The sequence below is a fragment of the Syntrophotalea acetylenivorans genome (assembly GCF_001887775.1).
Taxonomy (GTDB): Bacteria; Desulfobacterota; Desulfuromonadia; order Desulfuromonadales; family Syntrophotaleaceae; genus Syntrophotalea_A; species Syntrophotalea_A acetylenivorans.
The window spans coordinates 679860-695789 of the sequence record NZ_CP015519.1 but is presented as its reverse complement, the minus strand read 5'-3'; the positions used below and the strand labels follow the sequence as shown (position 1 = coordinate 695789).

Below are 15930 nucleotides of genomic sequence, written 5' to 3'. Positions count from 1 at the left end.
CCGATGTTGTCTCTCCTGCGGGTGAAATATTTCCAGTTTATTGAGCACTGGCATCAGGAAGGTTTTCTTTCGGCCTGTTGTTTCGCCCTTTACCACCGGGATGAGGAAGTGCCGGTAGTAAGGAGCCTGACGGATCTGCCGCCGCTCAAAGGTGCCGAAGAAGGGATGCACCTGGTCGAGGTGACCCCAGAGAATTTTTCACCCCAGGCATTCAAATATCCCCTGCGCAGCCGTCAGGAAAGGGTTGATCTCTATTTCCAAAAGGGGTATCGGGGGTTGGCCATGGTCCATGATGGCAGGGCGATTGGCGATCTTTGGTACGTGAGTCGCGGCACGGCTAAAACCCCAGAGATCCATCCTGATGTCCAGCGGTTCAAAATTGATCTCGCCGACAAAGAAATTTACATGTTCGATATGCACGTCGGTGCCGAACAGCGGGGAGGTGGGCATGCGACCTTTTTACTGAACAGTGTACTGCACCATCTTTATGGTAAAGGGTATCACAGGGCATATGGTTATTACTCCGCGACCAATATCCCCGCTCTGTGGGTTCATAGGCTGCTCGGATATCAGGAGCTGCCTCATTATATCATGCGGCGGTTTCTTCTTTATCGGACCGCTCAGGTCAAGGACTGAAGTGCCTTGTCCCTATAAATGAAAAAAGCAAGAGATATTAGCTGGAAGGTTACAATTCGAATACCGGCTTTTGTAAATGATATGCGCTCAAATATATTGAGAAAGACATGAGAATGCCTACCATATTATGGCTGGCCTGGTGGGTTTTGGGCCTACTTCTTCTTGCAGGTTTGATTCTGCGTTGGTGGACCGGCGATCAGCTTTTTCTTGCCCGCTATACGGGATATCTGATGCCTTGGCTTCTTCTCGCGTTATTGCCCGGTGCCCTCTGGGCCGGTTTGATTCAATATCGCTGGCTGACCGCTCTTTTGCTGCTTTCTGCAGTGATCATCGTAGTCAACTATGCCCCTCTTTTCTGGTCACGTTCGGGAAGTTTTGATCCTGGTGTCATGGACCTCAAGGTTCTCAGTTATAATACCTGGTCTAAAAATTTGGACACGGGTCGAATCGCTGGGGTTATCAAGGGGCAGAGGCCTGATATTCTTCTGTTGCAGGAGGTTAAGCCCGCGGTATTCGAGAGACTGGCAAGCCAACTTCAAGATCTTTATGACGGTCATAAAGTCTATTTTTCCTATGAACCTCAACTGTTACTGGCGGTAGCAAGCCGTTACCCAGCGAATTCTAGTACTGTTTTAAAAGGAAAGGGCAGGGTCCAGAAAGTTGTTTTAAACTCTCCATCCGGTCAAATCACCGTTTTTAATGTTCACATGTTGCGACGGGGAGGCTGGCTGTCCAGGTACCGGAAAGTAGCAACTTTACTACAGGAAGATATAATTCAAGAAACAGGTCCTGTAATCCTTGCTGGAGATTTCAATACCACGGATCAGGCAGAGACGTATAAACATATCAGCGAGGTTTTAAAAAATGCTCATTGGGAATCGGGATTCGGGTTCGGTTTTTCTTTTCCTTCTTCGGTCATAAAGGTGTTCGGTTTGGTTTCGGTGCCGTCTCTGATTCGAATCGATCATATTTTTTTTAATAATCATTTTATATCCATTAAAGCAGGAACGATTAAAGATTCAGGTGGGTCTGACCATTTCCCTGTAATGGCTGTGTTAGGGCTGAAATAGGTCGTTAGTTTGTAAAAGGTAATATTATTTCAGGAGACTTCATGCTGAAACCTGCGCTTGTGCTAAGCGATCATACCGTTGCCCTTGGCGTTATTCGCTCTCTTGGGCGAATGGGGGTGCCGATTGTTCTTTTCTGTTATCGCGAAGGGGATATGGCTCATCATTCCCGTTATGTAAAAGAAATAGTCCAAGTACCTCACCCCGAGAAATATGAACATCAATTTATCGATATTATTGTTCAGCAAAGAGCCCGTTTTGGCGGCAGTTTCCTGATTCCCTGTTCCGATGAAACCTTGGTCGCGGTTTCTCGGCACAAAGAACGACTGGAAGAGCATTTTGTTGTCGCCTGTCCGGATCAAGAGATTGTTTCCCGGTATATAGACAAGAAAAATACTTACCCTCTGGCAGAGTCAGCAGGAGTACCGGTACCGAGGACTTTCGTGCCAACTTCGGTGGAGGATGTAGAGAGTTACGCCGTCGGTATAGAGTTTCCCTATCTGGTAAAACCCTCCCAGGGGCATCTGTTTTATAAACGTTTTAAAAGAAAGATGATCCCGGTCAAGAACAGGGAGGAAATGATCGCCGTCTATCGATTGGCGGCGGAAAACAATCTGGAGGTAATGCTTCAGGAGATCATCCCCGGCGGGGATGATGCGGTGGTCAATTACAATGCGTACACCTGGCAAGGGCAAGCCTTGACAGAATTTACTTCGCGACATATCCGAAATGCCCCTTACCTTTGGGGGTCACCGAGGGTGGCCCTGAGCGAATGGATACCTGAAGTCATCGAGCCCGGCAGAAAGGCTCTCCAGTCTGTCGGTTTCAGCGGTTACGCTTGTACCGAGTTCAAATGGGATGCACGGGACGGCCTTTATAAATTGATGGAGATTAATGGTCGTCACAATTTATCCGGCCTTTTGTCGGTACACTGCGGTATCAATTTTGCCTGGTTGCACTACCGGCACCTTATGGAGGGAGAACGCCCCCAAGCTGCTGCGTTCAAAGAAGGTATTTACTGGGCCGATATTACGCGAGATTTTTGTTATTCCCTGATGTCGTTCAGACAAGAAAAATATCCTTTATCCGCTTATCTGCGGCCATACTTTAAGCCCCATGTGCATCCCATCTGGGACATCAAAGACCCTAAGCCTTTTCTGCAAAGGCTCTGCTTTTTGGCCAAACAATTAATTCGGCGCAGACAGTGTCGACTAGGCGAAAAGGAGGAACAGCCTCTATCGTGGTGGCAAAGTTTTCACAAAAGAATCAGGTGAATGAAAATAAACATATCGAAAATGGATGCGTTTAGAGAGTTTTCAAGGATAAATTACACGGCCTGATGGAAGGTACACCATTGCAGGGATGGCCTTGCCGTTAGGCTTTTCAATAAGTTTTTTTGTAATTCGAACCGATGAACGGAGGTCTGGTAATTTTCAAGGGGCATGCTATGCAAGGTTCCTTTCCAAAAAGAACGATGGATCTCATTTTGGTTGTCTTGGGTTTGCTGTTAATCTGGCCCGTTTTGGCATTGGTAGCTGTCTTGGTCTGGGCCAAGCACGGTTGGCCGGTATTTTTTGCCCAACAGAGGGCCGGTTTAGGGGAAAAATCATTTCGCCTTTACAAATTTCGCACGATGACCAATCAGCGGGACAGTGATGGTAAATTACTTGCCGATGCCCATCGATTGACTCCTTTGGGACGTGTTTTACGTAATACCAGCCTGGACGAACTACCTGAATTGTACAATGTAATCAAGGGGGATATGGCCCTGGTTGGTCCACGCCCCTTGTTTATGCGTTATCTGCCGTACTATACGAACCGAGAGCGATTGCGTCACAGTGTCAAACCCGGAATTACCGGCTGGGCCCAGATTCATGGCCGCAACTTTCTGCCTTGGGAAGAACGACTGGCCCTTGATGTTTGGTATGTCGAGAACAGGTCGCTGTGGTTGGACTTCAAGATCCTTTTGCTGACGGTCGTCAAAGTTGTTTCACGAGACGGTGTGTCGGCTGATCCGGACGCTGTCGAAACGGATCTGGATCAGGAAAGGCGGGATAAAATAATGGCTGAAACTGCTGAGGAAATACCCGGCCACTGCGATTGATCTCCCTGAAAGAGGACAGAAATATCCCACGCCTGCTTATATCTTGTATTCTGTTATGTTTATAAACCTCGACCAGGAGTAACGCCATGCTCCGAAACCATAACGGAAAAATCCCTCCATTATCTCCCTGGCCCATTTTCTCTGAAGAAGCAATTGAGAAGGTCAGCGCCGTCCTCCGGTCGGGAAAAGTGAATTATTGGACCGGTCAAGAATGTCGACTCTTCGAAAATGAATTCGCCGAATATGTTGGGACCCGTTATGCGATTGCCGTGGCAAACGGTTCCGTGGCTCTGGAACTGGCCTTGTATGCGCTGGGGATTGAACCTGGGGATGAAGTCGTCACGACCTGTCGTTCATTTATCGCCACGGCCAGTTCCATTGTTATGCGTGGAGCCCGGCCCGTTTTTGCGGACATCGACCCTGTTAGTCAGAATATCAACGCCGAAACAATATCCCGGGTTTTAACGTCCCGTACCAAAGCGATTATTGTAGTGCATTTGGCCGGTTGGCCCTGTGAGATGGATCCTATCCTGGCCCTGGCCAAACAACACGGTATTCCTGTTATAGAAGATTGTGCGCAAGCGCATGGTGCGACCTATAAAGGCCGTATGGTTGGGAGTTTGGGGGATATCGCTGCCTTTTCTTTTTGTCAGGATAAAATCATGACCACCGGCGGGGAAGGGGGAATGATTACGCTCAATGATGAAAACCTTTGGCAGCGAGCCTGGGCCTACAAGGATCATGGGCGCAGTTATGACGCCGTTTATAACCGGCAACACCCACCGGGTTTTCGCTGGCTGCATGAATCGTTCGGTACCAACTGGCGTATGACGGAGATGCAGGGGGTGCTCGGGCGCTGGGCGCTGACCCAGCTTGATGACTGGGTAACAGTCAGAAGGAATAATGCGCGTTTGCTCAGTGAATTGTTTGGTCGAATAGAAGCGGTGCGAATCGAAGAGCCACCGGAGTACATGCGGCATTCCTATTATAAATATTATGCTTTCCTGAAACCCAACAGAATGGCCCCAGATATAGGACGCGAGCAAATATTGCAAGCTTTGACTGATCGGGGAGTGCCGGTTTTTACCGGGAGTTGTAGTGAAATCTATCTGGAAAAGTCTTTTCAGCGGGGCGGATTTTCTTCCGAACCACGACTTCCGGTTGCCCGCAAGGTCGGAGAAACCAGTTTGATGTTCCTCGTGCATCCGACGATTAAAGAAACGGAAATGGCCGCCATAAGTTCCTGCATAGAGGAGGTATTTACTGATGCAGGTTGATTGTTGGCTAAACCAGATTGACAATTTGGCGAGCCGTGATATTCCTTAAACATAAGATAACTATTTAGAATTTAGATGTTTTATAGGTTTTGCAGGGTTGGAGACTGATGGTTCGCCCGTTATCCGGTGACCTTGAATGGTTTTCGTAACTACCCATCTGACAGGGGAGGTTTTCTCGTTTTTAGGGGGATATGTGATGAGAGATCTTCCGTTGCTGTTGCGTCACAGCATGGTTCGAAAAACTCTGATCGCCCTGTTTCATTTATCGGTTGTCAGTGCCTCATTGATTTACGCCTTTGCCCTTCGGTTTGATTTCCATATTCCTTCGCAATACTGGGCGTTAATCTTACAGCTGTTGCCTGCCATGCTGTTTATAAAGCTGATTGTATTCTGGAGCATGGGCCTTGCAGATGGTTGGTGGCGCTATGTGTCGATGCCCGATCTACTGCAAATCCTGAGGGCTAACCTGCTGGCCTCGGTAGGGGTCGTTGTTTATGTCTTGTTCATGGGGTTAACTGACGGATTACCTCGTTCAATTATCCTGCTCGATTTTCTCCTTTGTTTTTTCATTATGATCGGCGTACGGGTTTCCACTCGTATGATCAGAGAACATCTGGATCTTAATTCAAGGGGGTATCATTCCAGGCCAAAAAGTGTACTGGTCGTAGGTTCCGGTACCGTCGCTCAGTCCATCGTTCGAGAGATAAGGGAAAACCCTAAGTTAGAGAAAGCTGTTCTAGGTTATATCGATAATGACTTGCGCCGCCAGGCGAAAGTTATTTACGGGGTGCCTGTCATAGGCACCCTGGATGATATGGAGAATATCTGCAAGCGTAGCGGTATCGATATGGTCATCGTTGCGCAAAGTTCGGTTTCTCCCAAAGAGCTGCGCGATATTGTCGCGTTTTGCAAAAGAAATAAAATTATCTCCAAAATTCTGCCTGCAATTGGTGACATTATTTCCGGTCAGGTTTCACTCCAGCAGTGCCGCTCCGTACAACTTGAAGATTTGCTCGGCAGACCTTCAATCCGGCTGGATGTTGAAGAGATTAATGGATATCTACATGGCAAAAGAATACTGGTGACCGGCGCTGCGGGGAGTATCGGCAGTGAAATTTGCCGCCAGGTGGCGCAGTTTGGGCCCGCTCACCTTGTTCTTTTTGAAAACGCAGAAACTCCCTTGTTCAACCTCGAAAATGAATTGCGGGAAAAATTCCCAGATTTGACCATTACTCCAAGCCTTAGCGATATACGAGATGAAAATAGAGTCTCTCATGTGTTTTGGGAGCATAAGCCACAGGTTGTGTTTCATGCTGCTGCCTATAAACATGTGCCAATGTCAGAGGTGAATCCTCTGGTGGTGGTTAAAAACAACGTCATGGGCAGCCGGTGTGTGGTGGATGCCAGCGTCGCCGTTGGTGCCGAACATTTTGTACTGATCTCGACCGACAAGGCCGTTAATCCAACCAATATTATGGGGGCGACAAAAAGGGTTGCTGAGATCTACGTGCAAAATCTGGTTCGCAAAGCACGCACGAAAGCAACCACCGTGCGTTTCGGAAATGTTTTGGGAAGTCATGGAAGTGTCATCCCGACCTTTCAGGAACAGATCCGCAAGGGAGGGCCCGTTACTGTTACCCATCCTGAAATTACACGGTTTTTCATGACCATCCCCGAAGCTGTTCAATTGGTGCTGCAAGCCGGCTGTATGGGCGGCGCAGGTGAAATATTTCTGCTCGACATGGGTGAGCCTGTGAAAATTGTGCGGTTGGCGGAAGAATTGATTCGACTTTCAGGCCGGCGACCCTATGAAGAAATAGAAATTGTCTTCACCGGGCTGCGGCCGGGAGAAAAGCTTTATGAAGAGCTTCTCATTGCCGGGGAGGGCGTCAAGGCAACGGATCACGAAAAAATTCGAATTCTTGAGGCAACCCATTTTTCCGAAGAAGATTTACATAACGAAACAGAAGCACTTTATAACGCGGTGAAGAATGCGGATGTGGATACTTTGGTCCGCACACTGAAAAAAATTGTACCGGAGTTTCATTGCGAATCGCATGAAACAGATCATACTCTGGAAGAGGAAATGGGTTTTCCTGTAAAGGGAGATAAACTCAATCTGGTGGGTCAAAAGGGCCCAAATATGACTTATAGCGTAATAAATCCAGACGGGAGGGATACATGAAATGGTCAATTGGATGGTTGCTTATGGTGCTTATGTTATCCGGATGGCAGTGTGCCTTCGCAGAAGAACCGGTGGTTGAGATTGATGCCGCAAAGATCGTACCGCCTCTGGCTTACGGAGAAAGCATATTCGAACAACGATCAAATGCCATAAATATTGGCGATGTTATCGGTGGAAAAACCGGCTACATCCATCCCTATCTGGCCATAGGTGAATTTTATACCAGTAACTTTTTTGAAAGAGAAAACAATGTTGAGAGTGAGTATGTTACTCGGATAACCCCTGGTATCTGGGTCTCGCTGCCAGCCAGCCCCCATCAACTGGTTCGTCTCAACACCCTTAACGTTGCCCCGGGCGGACTGGAATTGAGCCGTTTCCGTACCAAAGGGAAGACCCGGTTGCAGGCCTATGGTAGTTATCAGGCCGATATTCTGCGGCACGACCGTTTTAACGAAGAAGATCAGGTCAACCAGAAAGCCGAAGGTTTTTTCCGCTACAATTTCCGCGGAGGATTGTCGGTAGACCTGCTCAATGTATATGAGCTTGAGCATGATTCTGCCGGTAGCGGACCGACTCGCTCCCTTGATAAATTCACCTCAAATCTTTTGGGGAGCACAGTTTCTTATGAAATAAGTTCCAAAACCCGTACGGAAATTGAGTATGCCTGGTACACGCTTCAGTACGATGACGATGCAAGCACTTTTCGTGACCGGGATGATCATCGTCTGACCGGCCGGGCCTTCTATCGTTTTATGCCAAAAACATCAACATTCATTGAATATAACTTTATCGATATTGATTATGACGAAAATGTGCTCTCAAGTAGCAAGGAGCATCAGGCATTTCTTGGCCTCCAGTGGCGGCAAACCATCAAATCGCGGTGGCGGGCCATGGTCGGGTACGGAAAGAAAGATTTTGATGACGATGGAATCGATGATGCCAACAACTTTCTTTCTGAAATACAATTCAGCCACCGTTTTACACCCAAAACCTATGTTGACCTGCGTGGCAACCGCCGTACCAATGAAACGGATTCCGGCGGAGGAGAATACATCCTTTCACATAAGCTGCAACTACGGTATTTCCAGCGTCTGACCGCCAAATTTCTGGCCTCTCTTAATCTCTTCTATCAGAACGATGAGTACAAGGGGGACAACCGGGAGGATGATTACTATGGTGGCGGATGTGACTTGAAATATACATTGACCCGGTGGCTCAATCTGGCCGGAGGCTATTCGTTCATAGAGAGGGATTCCAATACTGTGGATAACGATTACGACAAGCACTCCGTCTATTTGAATCTGGTCGCATCGTTTTAAAACCGTTCATCGAGAGGTTACCTCATGAAACTATGGTTGAGCACAGTAGCGTTGGTATTGATGTTGAGCTTCAGTTGTTTTGCTGCTCCTTCCGACAGTATGGATTATCGGGTTGGCGAGGGGGACGTGCTTAGGGTCTTGGTATACGACAACCCCGACCTGGAGACAACCACTCGAATCAGTGGCAATGGAACGATTCTTTTTCCCTTGATCGGTGAGGTGAAGATCGATGGGTATACTGTTTCTGAAGTAGCGCAGGATCTGTCTAAAAAATTAGCTCAGGGGTATATTATTGACCCCCAAGTGTCTGTGTTCGTTCAGGAATTCCGTAGTCAAAAAACTATTATCATGGGTGAAGTGAAGGTCCCGGGTCTCTATGAATTGAGCGGTCCCAGTTCGCTGATGGAATTGATCTCCAAAGCGGGTGGTTTGACCATAGATGCCGGTGACCTGGTGACCATAAAGAGGAAAGATCTTTCTCAACCTGAGATTGACCAGATTATATCCGTCAGTCTTAAAAGCCTTTTGGAAAAGAAGGAAAATGTTTCAAATCTTATGATCGTGGATGGAGACAGTGTGTTTGTCCCACGAGCTGGTGTGTTTTACGTGACCGGTCAGGTGAACAGACCGGCAGCTTATAAATTGGAAGAGGGGACTTCCGTAATCAAAGCCATAACTATGGCAGGTGGTTTTACCGAACTGGCTTCGCAGAGGAAAATCCAGATAATTCGCAAGGTTGATGATAAGGAAAGCGTCTTGAAAAAGGTACCTCTGCATACGCCGGTTCAGGCCGATGACGTCATCGTTGTTCCGGAAAGTTTTTTCTAAACAGCGATAACCCAAATTAAAATCAAGGGGTCTGGCTATGCCGATCAATAAAGAAGAACTGCATCTACGGGATGTTATCAGGATTATAAATAAGCGAAGGCATATTCTGCTTGTTTTTCTCCTCTCTGTGGTGGTGCTTGTATCGGTGGCAACTTTTATCATGACGCCTCTCTACGAGGGAGTGACGAAAGTCATGATCGAAAAGACGGAGGGGGGGGACCTCACCGGCAGTTACAACCGCAGTTCTTATGACCCGATTTTTCATGAAACACAGTTCCAGCTTATAAAAAGCCGTGCGGTGGCCAGAAGGGTAGTCAACATCCTATCATTGGAAGAAAATTACGATGCCCTTATCGGTAAAACGGTACAAAAGACGTCACCACTGCGCTTTTTTGCCATGGAGCTGAAGGCACTGCCGGAGCGAGTACGCAATTTATTTAAGTCCGATGAGGACTCGCCGAAGAACGATGCAGCAGAATCATCTAAAAAGGATGACCTGGCAAAAATCATTAGTGAACAAATTCTTGTTCGTCCCATTGAGGGAAGCCGCATTGTAAATATCAGTTATTTGTCACCGAATCCTGAACTGTCAGCTCTTATAGCCAATACCACGGCTAAGGCTTACATTGAAGAAACCCTCGAAATGAAATTGTCCTCCACAAGAAACAGTTTGCAGTGGATGACCAAAAAGGCCGAGACCGAAGCGAAGAAATTGCGGCAGTCTGAAATGGAACTTCAGAATTATATGAAGGCCAACAATATTGTTACCATCGAAGACCGTATGACGGTAACGCCTCAGAAGCTTTCCGAAATTAATATCCAACTAATTCGCTCCCAGTCACGGCGCAAGGAATTGGAAGCTCTTTATAGCAAGGTCCGGAAGGTCGGCAGAGACTACCGGGCCGCTACTACCGTCTCAGCCATATCGTCAGACCCCTCACTGCAAGCCATTCGCGCTCAGATTGTAGAAACTGAGAAGAACATCATGGAGCTGTCGAATAAATATGGGGCCAAACATCCCTTGATGGTTAAGGTTAAAGGCGATCTGCAGGTTTTGAGAAGAAAAAGAAATCAGGAGATCGACCGTCTTGTAGAGTCGATTAAAAACGAATACGAGTTGGCTCAGGCTAACGAACGAAGTTTGCGTTCCCAGTTGGGTTCGACCAAGAACGAAGCTTTGTTATTGAACGAAAAGTTTATCCAGTATGGGGCGTTAAAGAGGAGTGTAGATACCAACCGCCAGCTTCACGATGCATTAATGCTAAAGCTGAAAGAAAAGAGCATTACTGAAGAAACCAGTCCAATAAACCTCTGGATAGTTGAAAAGGCTTCCGTACCACTGAAGCCGGCGCGCCCCTGGGTTGCAGTAAATTTATTGTTAGCATTGGTGATCGGCACCTTGGGAGGAATTGGGCTGACCTTTTTCCTTGAATATCTCGATAATACAATCAAAGACCCTGAAGACGTCGAAGCTCGTTTCGGTATCCCGATTTTGACCACGATCGGTCGTTGGCGTGATTCCGAAAAAGGTCTCGATCAAGTTGTATTAAATGAGCCGCAGTCGCAGTTTGCTGAAAGTTATCGAGCTCTTCGAACTGCTATCCAGCTGTCCTTTCCGGACAGTCCTCCCAAGAAGATTCTTTTGACAAGCAGCGAACCCGGGGAAGGTAAAACCACCACTTCGGTTAATCTGGCGTTTGCACTGGCCCGCTCAGACAACCGTGTGTTGCTCATCGAAGGCGATTTGCGTAAACCACGCTTTCATAAATTGCTGAAACTTAACAATGCAAAAGGACTCAGCAGTTATCTTGCCGGAGTTGCCGACAGTCAGATTATTCAAAAAGGGGCTTTGCCGCATCTGGCTGTCATACCTGCAGGCCCGATTCCGCCTAACCCTTCGGAATTGTTGGCATCTAACCGGATGAAAATGCTTCTAGAGTCGATGAGTAAAGAATTCGATTTCATTATCTGCGATTCGCCGCCCCTGTTGCCGGTGGCCGATACGCGTATTCTTTGTCGCTTATTTGATGGTGTGATTCTGCTCAGCAGGTTTGGTGTTACGACCTACGAAGTGCTGGGACGATCCAATAAATTACTCGACGATATGGGTGCCAGGCGGCTCGGTCTGGTTATTAATGGATTTGACGCTCAAAAAAGTGGCTATTACCATCAGGATTACTATTATGCCGAAAAGCCCAAGGATAGTCCTGCTGCTAGTTAAGGCTATTGCCAAATGGAAATGATAGATATTCATTGTCACATATTGCCCGCCATTGATGATGGTTCCGCTAGTTTGGATGAATCTCTGGCGATGGCCAAGCTTGCTATTGCGGACGGTGTAAGTTGCGTTGTCGCGACTCCTCACATCAAGGGAGAGGTGCATTCTCCTCAATTTCTGCAACAGCAGGTGGCCGATTTTAATGCGGTCCTGAAAAAACAAGGTTACCCACTGCTCATTGTAACAGGCGCTGATGTCAGCGCCATGCTGCCCCCTGATGTGTTGGCCCGTTATACCATCAATGGTGGTAAATACTTTTTGCTCGAATTTCCCCATAGTCATCTTCCACATAACGCTAACGAACTTGTATTTCAGATACTGCTGTCCGGGTTACGGCCAATCATTACTCATCCGGAACGTAATCCGTCTATTATTCGTGACCCTGAACTTCTTTTCAGTCTGGTCGACGCTGGTTGTCTTGTGCAGGTTACCGCCGGTAGCCTGGTTGGGGATTTTGGTGCTGATTCGAGAGATTGTGCTGCTTATCTGTTAAGAATGGGGCAGGTTCACTTTTTGGCCAGTGACGGTCATTCGGCCACCCATCGGTTGCCGGTGTTGTCTGAAGGAACAAAGGCTGCGGCAGCCATTATCGGTGAGGAAGCCGCCCGAAGCCTGGTGACAACTAATCCCGCGGCGATTGTTGCCGGGAGGGATATTAATGGCTAAATTTCTCGTGTTGCTCATTGGCGCAGTATTGTTATTGGCGCCATTCAACCAAATTATGGGATCGGATTGGCTGGGCACAGCAATTGAGGTGATGCCGCTCATTGCCTTGGCGCTCTGGTTCTGGAAAAAACGCCATGGCGACGAATCGTTTGAGTTGCCACCGGGGTCATACGTCCTGCTGATACTGGTCGGCTGGGGGCTGCTGCAGTTGGTTCCTTTACCGGCCTTCCTGGTGAAACTCTTATCTCCCCATACCTGGCAGATCTATCAACAGAGTGTAGGTGCACTGGTAACGGATCCTTGGATGAGGTTGTCTTTATATCCCAAGGGGACCTTGCAGGCCATTTTTACACTTTGCTCCGGAATGGCCTGTTATCTTCTGACTGCTCAGTTGTTGCAAGACCGACATCGACTCAAACAGGCAGCCCTCTGGTTAACTGGAATCGGAGGTGGAGTGGCGGCTGCAACCATCGCTTTGTATTTTATAAAACAGTTCATTTCCGAATATATTGAAATAGATAACAACCTCGCTGTTTTTCTGCAAAATGATCTGGCCTTCCTCGGTCTGTTACTGTTGCTGATTGGTCCCGTAGCCCTTGCAACGATGCTGGCCTTTCGACCGTCTTCCCGCTACGGAACCCTGCAGGAAAGGGTAAACAGTTATTGGCAAGCCACGGTACAAGATCATTTCTTGATTGTTGCACTTTCAGCATTATTAGTACCCTTTGGTCTGGCTTTGTTGGATTGGCGCAATGCGCTCTTTTATTTGTTAGCCTTGGGTCTGCTCTGGGCTCTGCTGTTTATCAAAAAGAGAGGCCGCCGGGAAATCCCGTATTTCTCCTTGATTTTAGTGCTGCTCGTAAGTGCGGTGAGTATCGGCCTGTATAACGGTGGAGATAATGAAAAATCCCCAGAAAAACTAATTACAAAAACCGATCATGAAATCGCCAGGGAACTGGCTTCCCAATACTCATTGACCGGGTCGGGTTTAGGGACCTATGAAAAGGTTTATAAGCGGCAACAAGTGCAGGGAGCGGGGCATGATTTTTCAACTACTTCCGGACCTTTGATAATTCGCGCCAGAACGGAAATTGGATGGCTGTCTATTATCGTTTTAATCGGTTTCTTTACAATTTTACTCTGGCGATCGTGGCCCAAATGGCGAAGGCGTCGTAATAAACTGGCGATCTATCTATTTGGCGGCAGCTTAGGAGGTCTGTTGTTTTTCGTCCTGGCGGTAGCTTTTTGGGAGCTGTCGATTCCAGTTTGGTTTCAATATTACGCTTTTGCACTGGCTGGCCTGGTGTCAGCGTCCTCTCAATCATCCTATCAAGCATCAGACAAGGATGATTTTCGACCGGCAACCTACAACCGGCGTTATTCTCTGGCAACAATGGTCGCTGGTGGCCTGGTGATTTTGTCTTTGTTGTTTCATGGTGGCGGGATTCTGGCTAAGGGGTTGGCTAATTCTGCTAAAAACGCTGATGCTCATGGCGGACCGGGGTCTTTGTCCGAGCTGCGACTGTTGAAGCATGCTGCATTATATGATCCCTGGGAAGCGTTATATCGCAAAGATCTTGCCTGGGGCCTGTTGCAACAGGGACAAACCCGGAGAGCCATGTCCCATTTTTTAAAAGCGTTGCGACTCGATCCGCTGGCCGGTCTTGAAACCTATCGGATGGGGATGTACATGGCCGATGCCGGCCAGGAAGATCTCGCTATAAAATTGATGCAACACGGCCTGGAGAACGACTGGAGCAATCAGGTTTTGCATGTCGACTTTGTCAGCCGTTTTTTGACAAAGGGTCAAAAAACGGCTGCGCTGAAACATGTTCGACAGATCCTCGCCATAGATCCTCCACGGACCCTGGAATGGCTGAGATTTTTAAATGATAAGGGACTCGAGGTCACCGAAGTTGCAGTCGTCCTCGCAGGGCATCCTCAATGTTATATCGACTTTGGTGATTATCTGTTAGAAAGAGATCTGCCTGAACTTGCTGCGAACAGTTATTCCAAGGCATTGCGTATTCTTCAGGGCGCTGAATCTTTTCAGCCTGATGTTGTTTGGCGTATGGTGTCCTTTTTTGAAGCCAGACAAGAATATGAAAAAGCTCTTAATACTGTATTGGTTGGAACGCGTCTTTATCCCGAAGATCTAGCCATGATGGAAGTTTCCGGACGTTTGCACGAGCGTTTGGGGCTTACTTTCAAGGCAGCAGAGATATATCGCAAAATTCTTATTCACACCCCTGAGGACCTGGAACTTAGACGGCATTTGAATCAGCTTGAAGGCCAGCGGCATTGATTTGCCGAGATAGGGCTCCTGATCATGATTTCGTCCTGAATCAACCTAATAAGATTATAAAGCTAAGTGGCAAACGGGTGAGGGTTAACATATAAAAGGTGTCCCGCTGAAACAACGCCAAATCGTTTTTGGTAATACCGTAGCTCTCATAGTTAGAGATTGGTTAATGCGCGGACTAAGGTTTTTCGCATGAATCCAATCTGTTTGTTTTTACACAAGTGCCACTCTTGGCTGCAGCCAAGAGTGGCACTTGTGTAATTGGATTTAGATGTTTAGAGGGTTGCCGATTAATCAAGGGCGATGTTCCAGGCCAGGGATATTCCCGGCTGGGCAAAAATGCCGTTGATCGAACTGCCAATATATCGGTCGACGTTGCAGTGACGATGAACTCGTGGTGCCGGATAATTTTTATGCTGTTTATGGGCATGACGATACATGCGCGGTTGTTTGGCCTTATTGTGCTTGTAGCGATAAATATTGTCGCTGGCGCGATCCTGCATGCGGTTGAGGCGCCGCGCTTCGTGACGAGTTATGTGGTGGTCGCGATGTGCCCGTCGTTTAAAATTGGCAATATGACGTTGCTCTTTTCTTAGATGTTTCAGTTCAGACCTGGTGATATTACCATTGCGCACACCCTGTTCGATGCGATGTTGCTGGCGGTTTTGGCGCTGGGATGCCGGTCCATCCGCAAAAGCATTACCGGTCCAGATTAAAAGTGAGCAGAACATAATGCCTAACCATACTTTTTTTTGTTTCATGATAACTTCCTCCTGTTTTCTTGGGTGTTGGTTTTGTACTTCTGACGACGCTGGGGAGGAAAAGTTTACAAATGACTTAAAGGCCAGGCCAACACGACTTGACAGGAGGGTTGCTTTTTTACTTTTAGGGAGGTATTGGGTGGTTACGCAAAATATTGTTTAGTTTAGTAAACAGGATGTGGACCCTTGATTGATCCTGTGTTTGCTAAATTTTCCGACATTTGTTATGATTCGACAGTTTAAGTGTTGTGTTGCGTAAGTTAAAGGAAGAGCATCCGTTGAAAAAACTCGTCATCAATGAAGATTTCTGCAAGGGTTGCGGTCTGTGTGTTATCGCATGTCCATTGGAGCTGATTACGCTGGGTAAAAAGGTTAATAAACAGGGATATCCCCTGGCCCAAATCAGCGATGCCAACCAGGTTAAGTGTACTGCCTGCTCGGCCTGTGCCCGGATGTGTCCCGATGGGGCGATCTCCGTCTATCAACTCAAAAAGGATTGATGCGAGG

Annotated in this window: 13 protein-coding genes; 12 read left to right on the top strand and 1 reads right to left on the bottom strand. The window is 47.5% G+C overall.

Annotated elements, in window-relative coordinates:
• Positions 1–3: 3 nt before the first annotated feature.
• The 11 genes from A7E78_RS03255 (at position 4) to A7E78_RS03205 (ending at position 14665) form a co-directional block, all read left to right on the top strand.
• The gene (locus A7E78_RS03255; protein WP_072282893.1) at positions 4–636 is read left to right on the top strand and encodes a GNAT family N-acetyltransferase; all 633 of its coding nucleotides are present in this window, start codon (positions 4–6) and stop codon (positions 634–636) included.
• Between the two features lie 107 nt (positions 637–743).
• Positions 744–1706 carry an endonuclease/exonuclease/phosphatase family protein gene (locus A7E78_RS03250; protein WP_083552608.1) on the top strand — a complete coding sequence of 321 codons (963 nt, stop codon included), beginning with the start codon at positions 744–746 and terminating at the stop codon, positions 1704–1706.
• 41 nt (positions 1707–1747) lie between these two features.
• The gene (locus A7E78_RS03245; RefSeq protein ID WP_072282891.1) at positions 1748–2977 is read left to right on the top strand and encodes a carboxylate--amine ligase; all 1230 of its coding nucleotides are present in this window, start codon (positions 1748–1750) and stop codon (positions 2975–2977) included.
• Positions 2978–3177: 200 nt separating this feature from the next.
• Positions 3178–3807 (top strand): sugar transferase, encoded by a 630-nt coding sequence (locus tag A7E78_RS03240; RefSeq protein WP_269466062.1) that lies wholly within the window; start codon positions 3178–3180, stop codon positions 3805–3807.
• An 86-nt stretch (positions 3808–3893) separates the two neighbouring features.
• Positions 3894–5084: a DegT/DnrJ/EryC1/StrS family aminotransferase gene (locus A7E78_RS03235; protein WP_072282889.1), complete on the top strand. Its 1191-nt coding sequence runs from the start codon at positions 3894–3896 to the stop codon at positions 5082–5084.
• Between the two features lie 196 nt (positions 5085–5280).
• The gene (locus A7E78_RS03230) at positions 5281–7269 is read left to right on the top strand and encodes a polysaccharide biosynthesis protein (RefSeq protein WP_145924833.1); all 1989 of its coding nucleotides are present in this window, start codon (positions 5281–5283) and stop codon (positions 7267–7269) included.
• Entirely contained in the window at positions 7266–8588 is a 1323-nt protein-coding gene (locus A7E78_RS03225) for an outer membrane beta-barrel protein (protein WP_072282888.1), read from the top strand. Before A7E78_RS03230 ends, A7E78_RS03225 begins: the two co-directional genes overlap by 4 nt.
• A gap of 24 nt (positions 8589–8612) precedes the next feature.
• The gene (locus tag A7E78_RS03220; protein ID WP_072282887.1) at positions 8613–9416 is read left to right on the top strand and encodes an SLBB domain-containing protein; all 804 of its coding nucleotides are present in this window, start codon (positions 8613–8615) and stop codon (positions 9414–9416) included.
• A 37-nt stretch (positions 9417–9453) separates the two neighbouring features.
• Positions 9454–11637 (top strand): GumC family protein, encoded by a 2184-nt coding sequence (locus A7E78_RS03215; RefSeq protein WP_083552606.1) that lies wholly within the window; start codon positions 9454–9456, stop codon positions 11635–11637.
• Between the two features lie 12 nt (positions 11638–11649).
• Positions 11650–12360, top strand: a complete 711-nt coding sequence (locus tag A7E78_RS03210; protein ID WP_083552603.1) for a tyrosine-protein phosphatase — start codon at positions 11650–11652, stop codon at positions 12358–12360.
• Positions 12353–14665 carry a tetratricopeptide repeat protein gene (locus tag A7E78_RS03205; protein WP_072282886.1) on the top strand — a complete coding sequence of 771 codons (2313 nt, stop codon included), beginning with the start codon at positions 12353–12355 and terminating at the stop codon, positions 14663–14665. The genes A7E78_RS03210 and A7E78_RS03205 overlap by 8 nt, the downstream gene beginning before the upstream one ends.
• A gap of 287 nt (positions 14666–14952) precedes the next feature.
• Here the strand turns inward: A7E78_RS03205 and A7E78_RS03200 are convergent, their stop codons facing one another.
• On the bottom strand, positions 14953–15423 hold the full coding sequence (locus tag A7E78_RS03200) for a hypothetical protein (protein ID WP_072282885.1): 471 nt from the start codon (positions 15421–15423) through the stop codon (positions 14953–14955).
• 278 nt (positions 15424–15701) lie between these two features.
• Here A7E78_RS03200 and A7E78_RS03195 point away from each other — a divergent pair, with 278 nt between their 5' ends.
• A complete protein-coding gene (locus A7E78_RS03195) occupies positions 15702–15923 on the top strand; it encodes an indolepyruvate ferredoxin oxidoreductase subunit alpha (protein WP_072282884.1) in 222 nt (73 codons plus the stop codon).
• Positions 15924–15930 lie beyond the last annotated feature (7 nt).

What these genes read in the sequence shown, in the direction of transcription:
- A7E78_RS03255 (WP_072282893.1), top strand. Translation starts at nt 4, where the DNA reads ATGTTGTCTCTCCTGCGGGTGAAATATTTCCAGTTTATTGAGCACTGG.
- A7E78_RS03250 (WP_083552608.1), top strand. Translation starts at nt 744, where the DNA reads ATGAGAATGCCTACCATATTATGGCTGGCCTGGTGGGTTTTGGGCCTA.
- A7E78_RS03245 (WP_072282891.1), top strand. Translation starts at nt 1,748, where the DNA reads ATGCTGAAACCTGCGCTTGTGCTAAGCGATCATACCGTTGCCCTTGGC.
- A7E78_RS03240 (WP_269466062.1), top strand. Translation starts at nt 3,178, where the DNA reads ATGGATCTCATTTTGGTTGTCTTGGGTTTGCTGTTAATCTGGCCCGTT.
- A7E78_RS03235 (WP_072282889.1), top strand. Translation starts at nt 3,894, where the DNA reads ATGCTCCGAAACCATAACGGAAAAATCCCTCCATTATCTCCCTGGCCC.
- A7E78_RS03230 (WP_145924833.1), top strand. Translation starts at nt 5,281, where the DNA reads ATGAGAGATCTTCCGTTGCTGTTGCGTCACAGCATGGTTCGAAAAACT.
- A7E78_RS03225 (WP_072282888.1), top strand. Translation starts at nt 7,266, where the DNA reads ATGAAATGGTCAATTGGATGGTTGCTTATGGTGCTTATGTTATCCGGA.
- A7E78_RS03220 (WP_072282887.1), top strand. Translation starts at nt 8,613, where the DNA reads ATGAAACTATGGTTGAGCACAGTAGCGTTGGTATTGATGTTGAGCTTC.
- A7E78_RS03215 (WP_083552606.1), top strand. Translation starts at nt 9,454, where the DNA reads ATGCCGATCAATAAAGAAGAACTGCATCTACGGGATGTTATCAGGATT.
- A7E78_RS03210 (WP_083552603.1), top strand. Translation starts at nt 11,650, where the DNA reads ATGGAAATGATAGATATTCATTGTCACATATTGCCCGCCATTGATGAT.
- A7E78_RS03205 (WP_072282886.1), top strand. Translation starts at nt 12,353, where the DNA reads ATGGCTAAATTTCTCGTGTTGCTCATTGGCGCAGTATTGTTATTGGCG.
- A7E78_RS03200 (WP_072282885.1), bottom strand. Translation starts at nt 15,423, where the DNA reads ATGAAACAAAAAAAAGTATGGTTAGGCATTATGTTCTGCTCACTTTTA.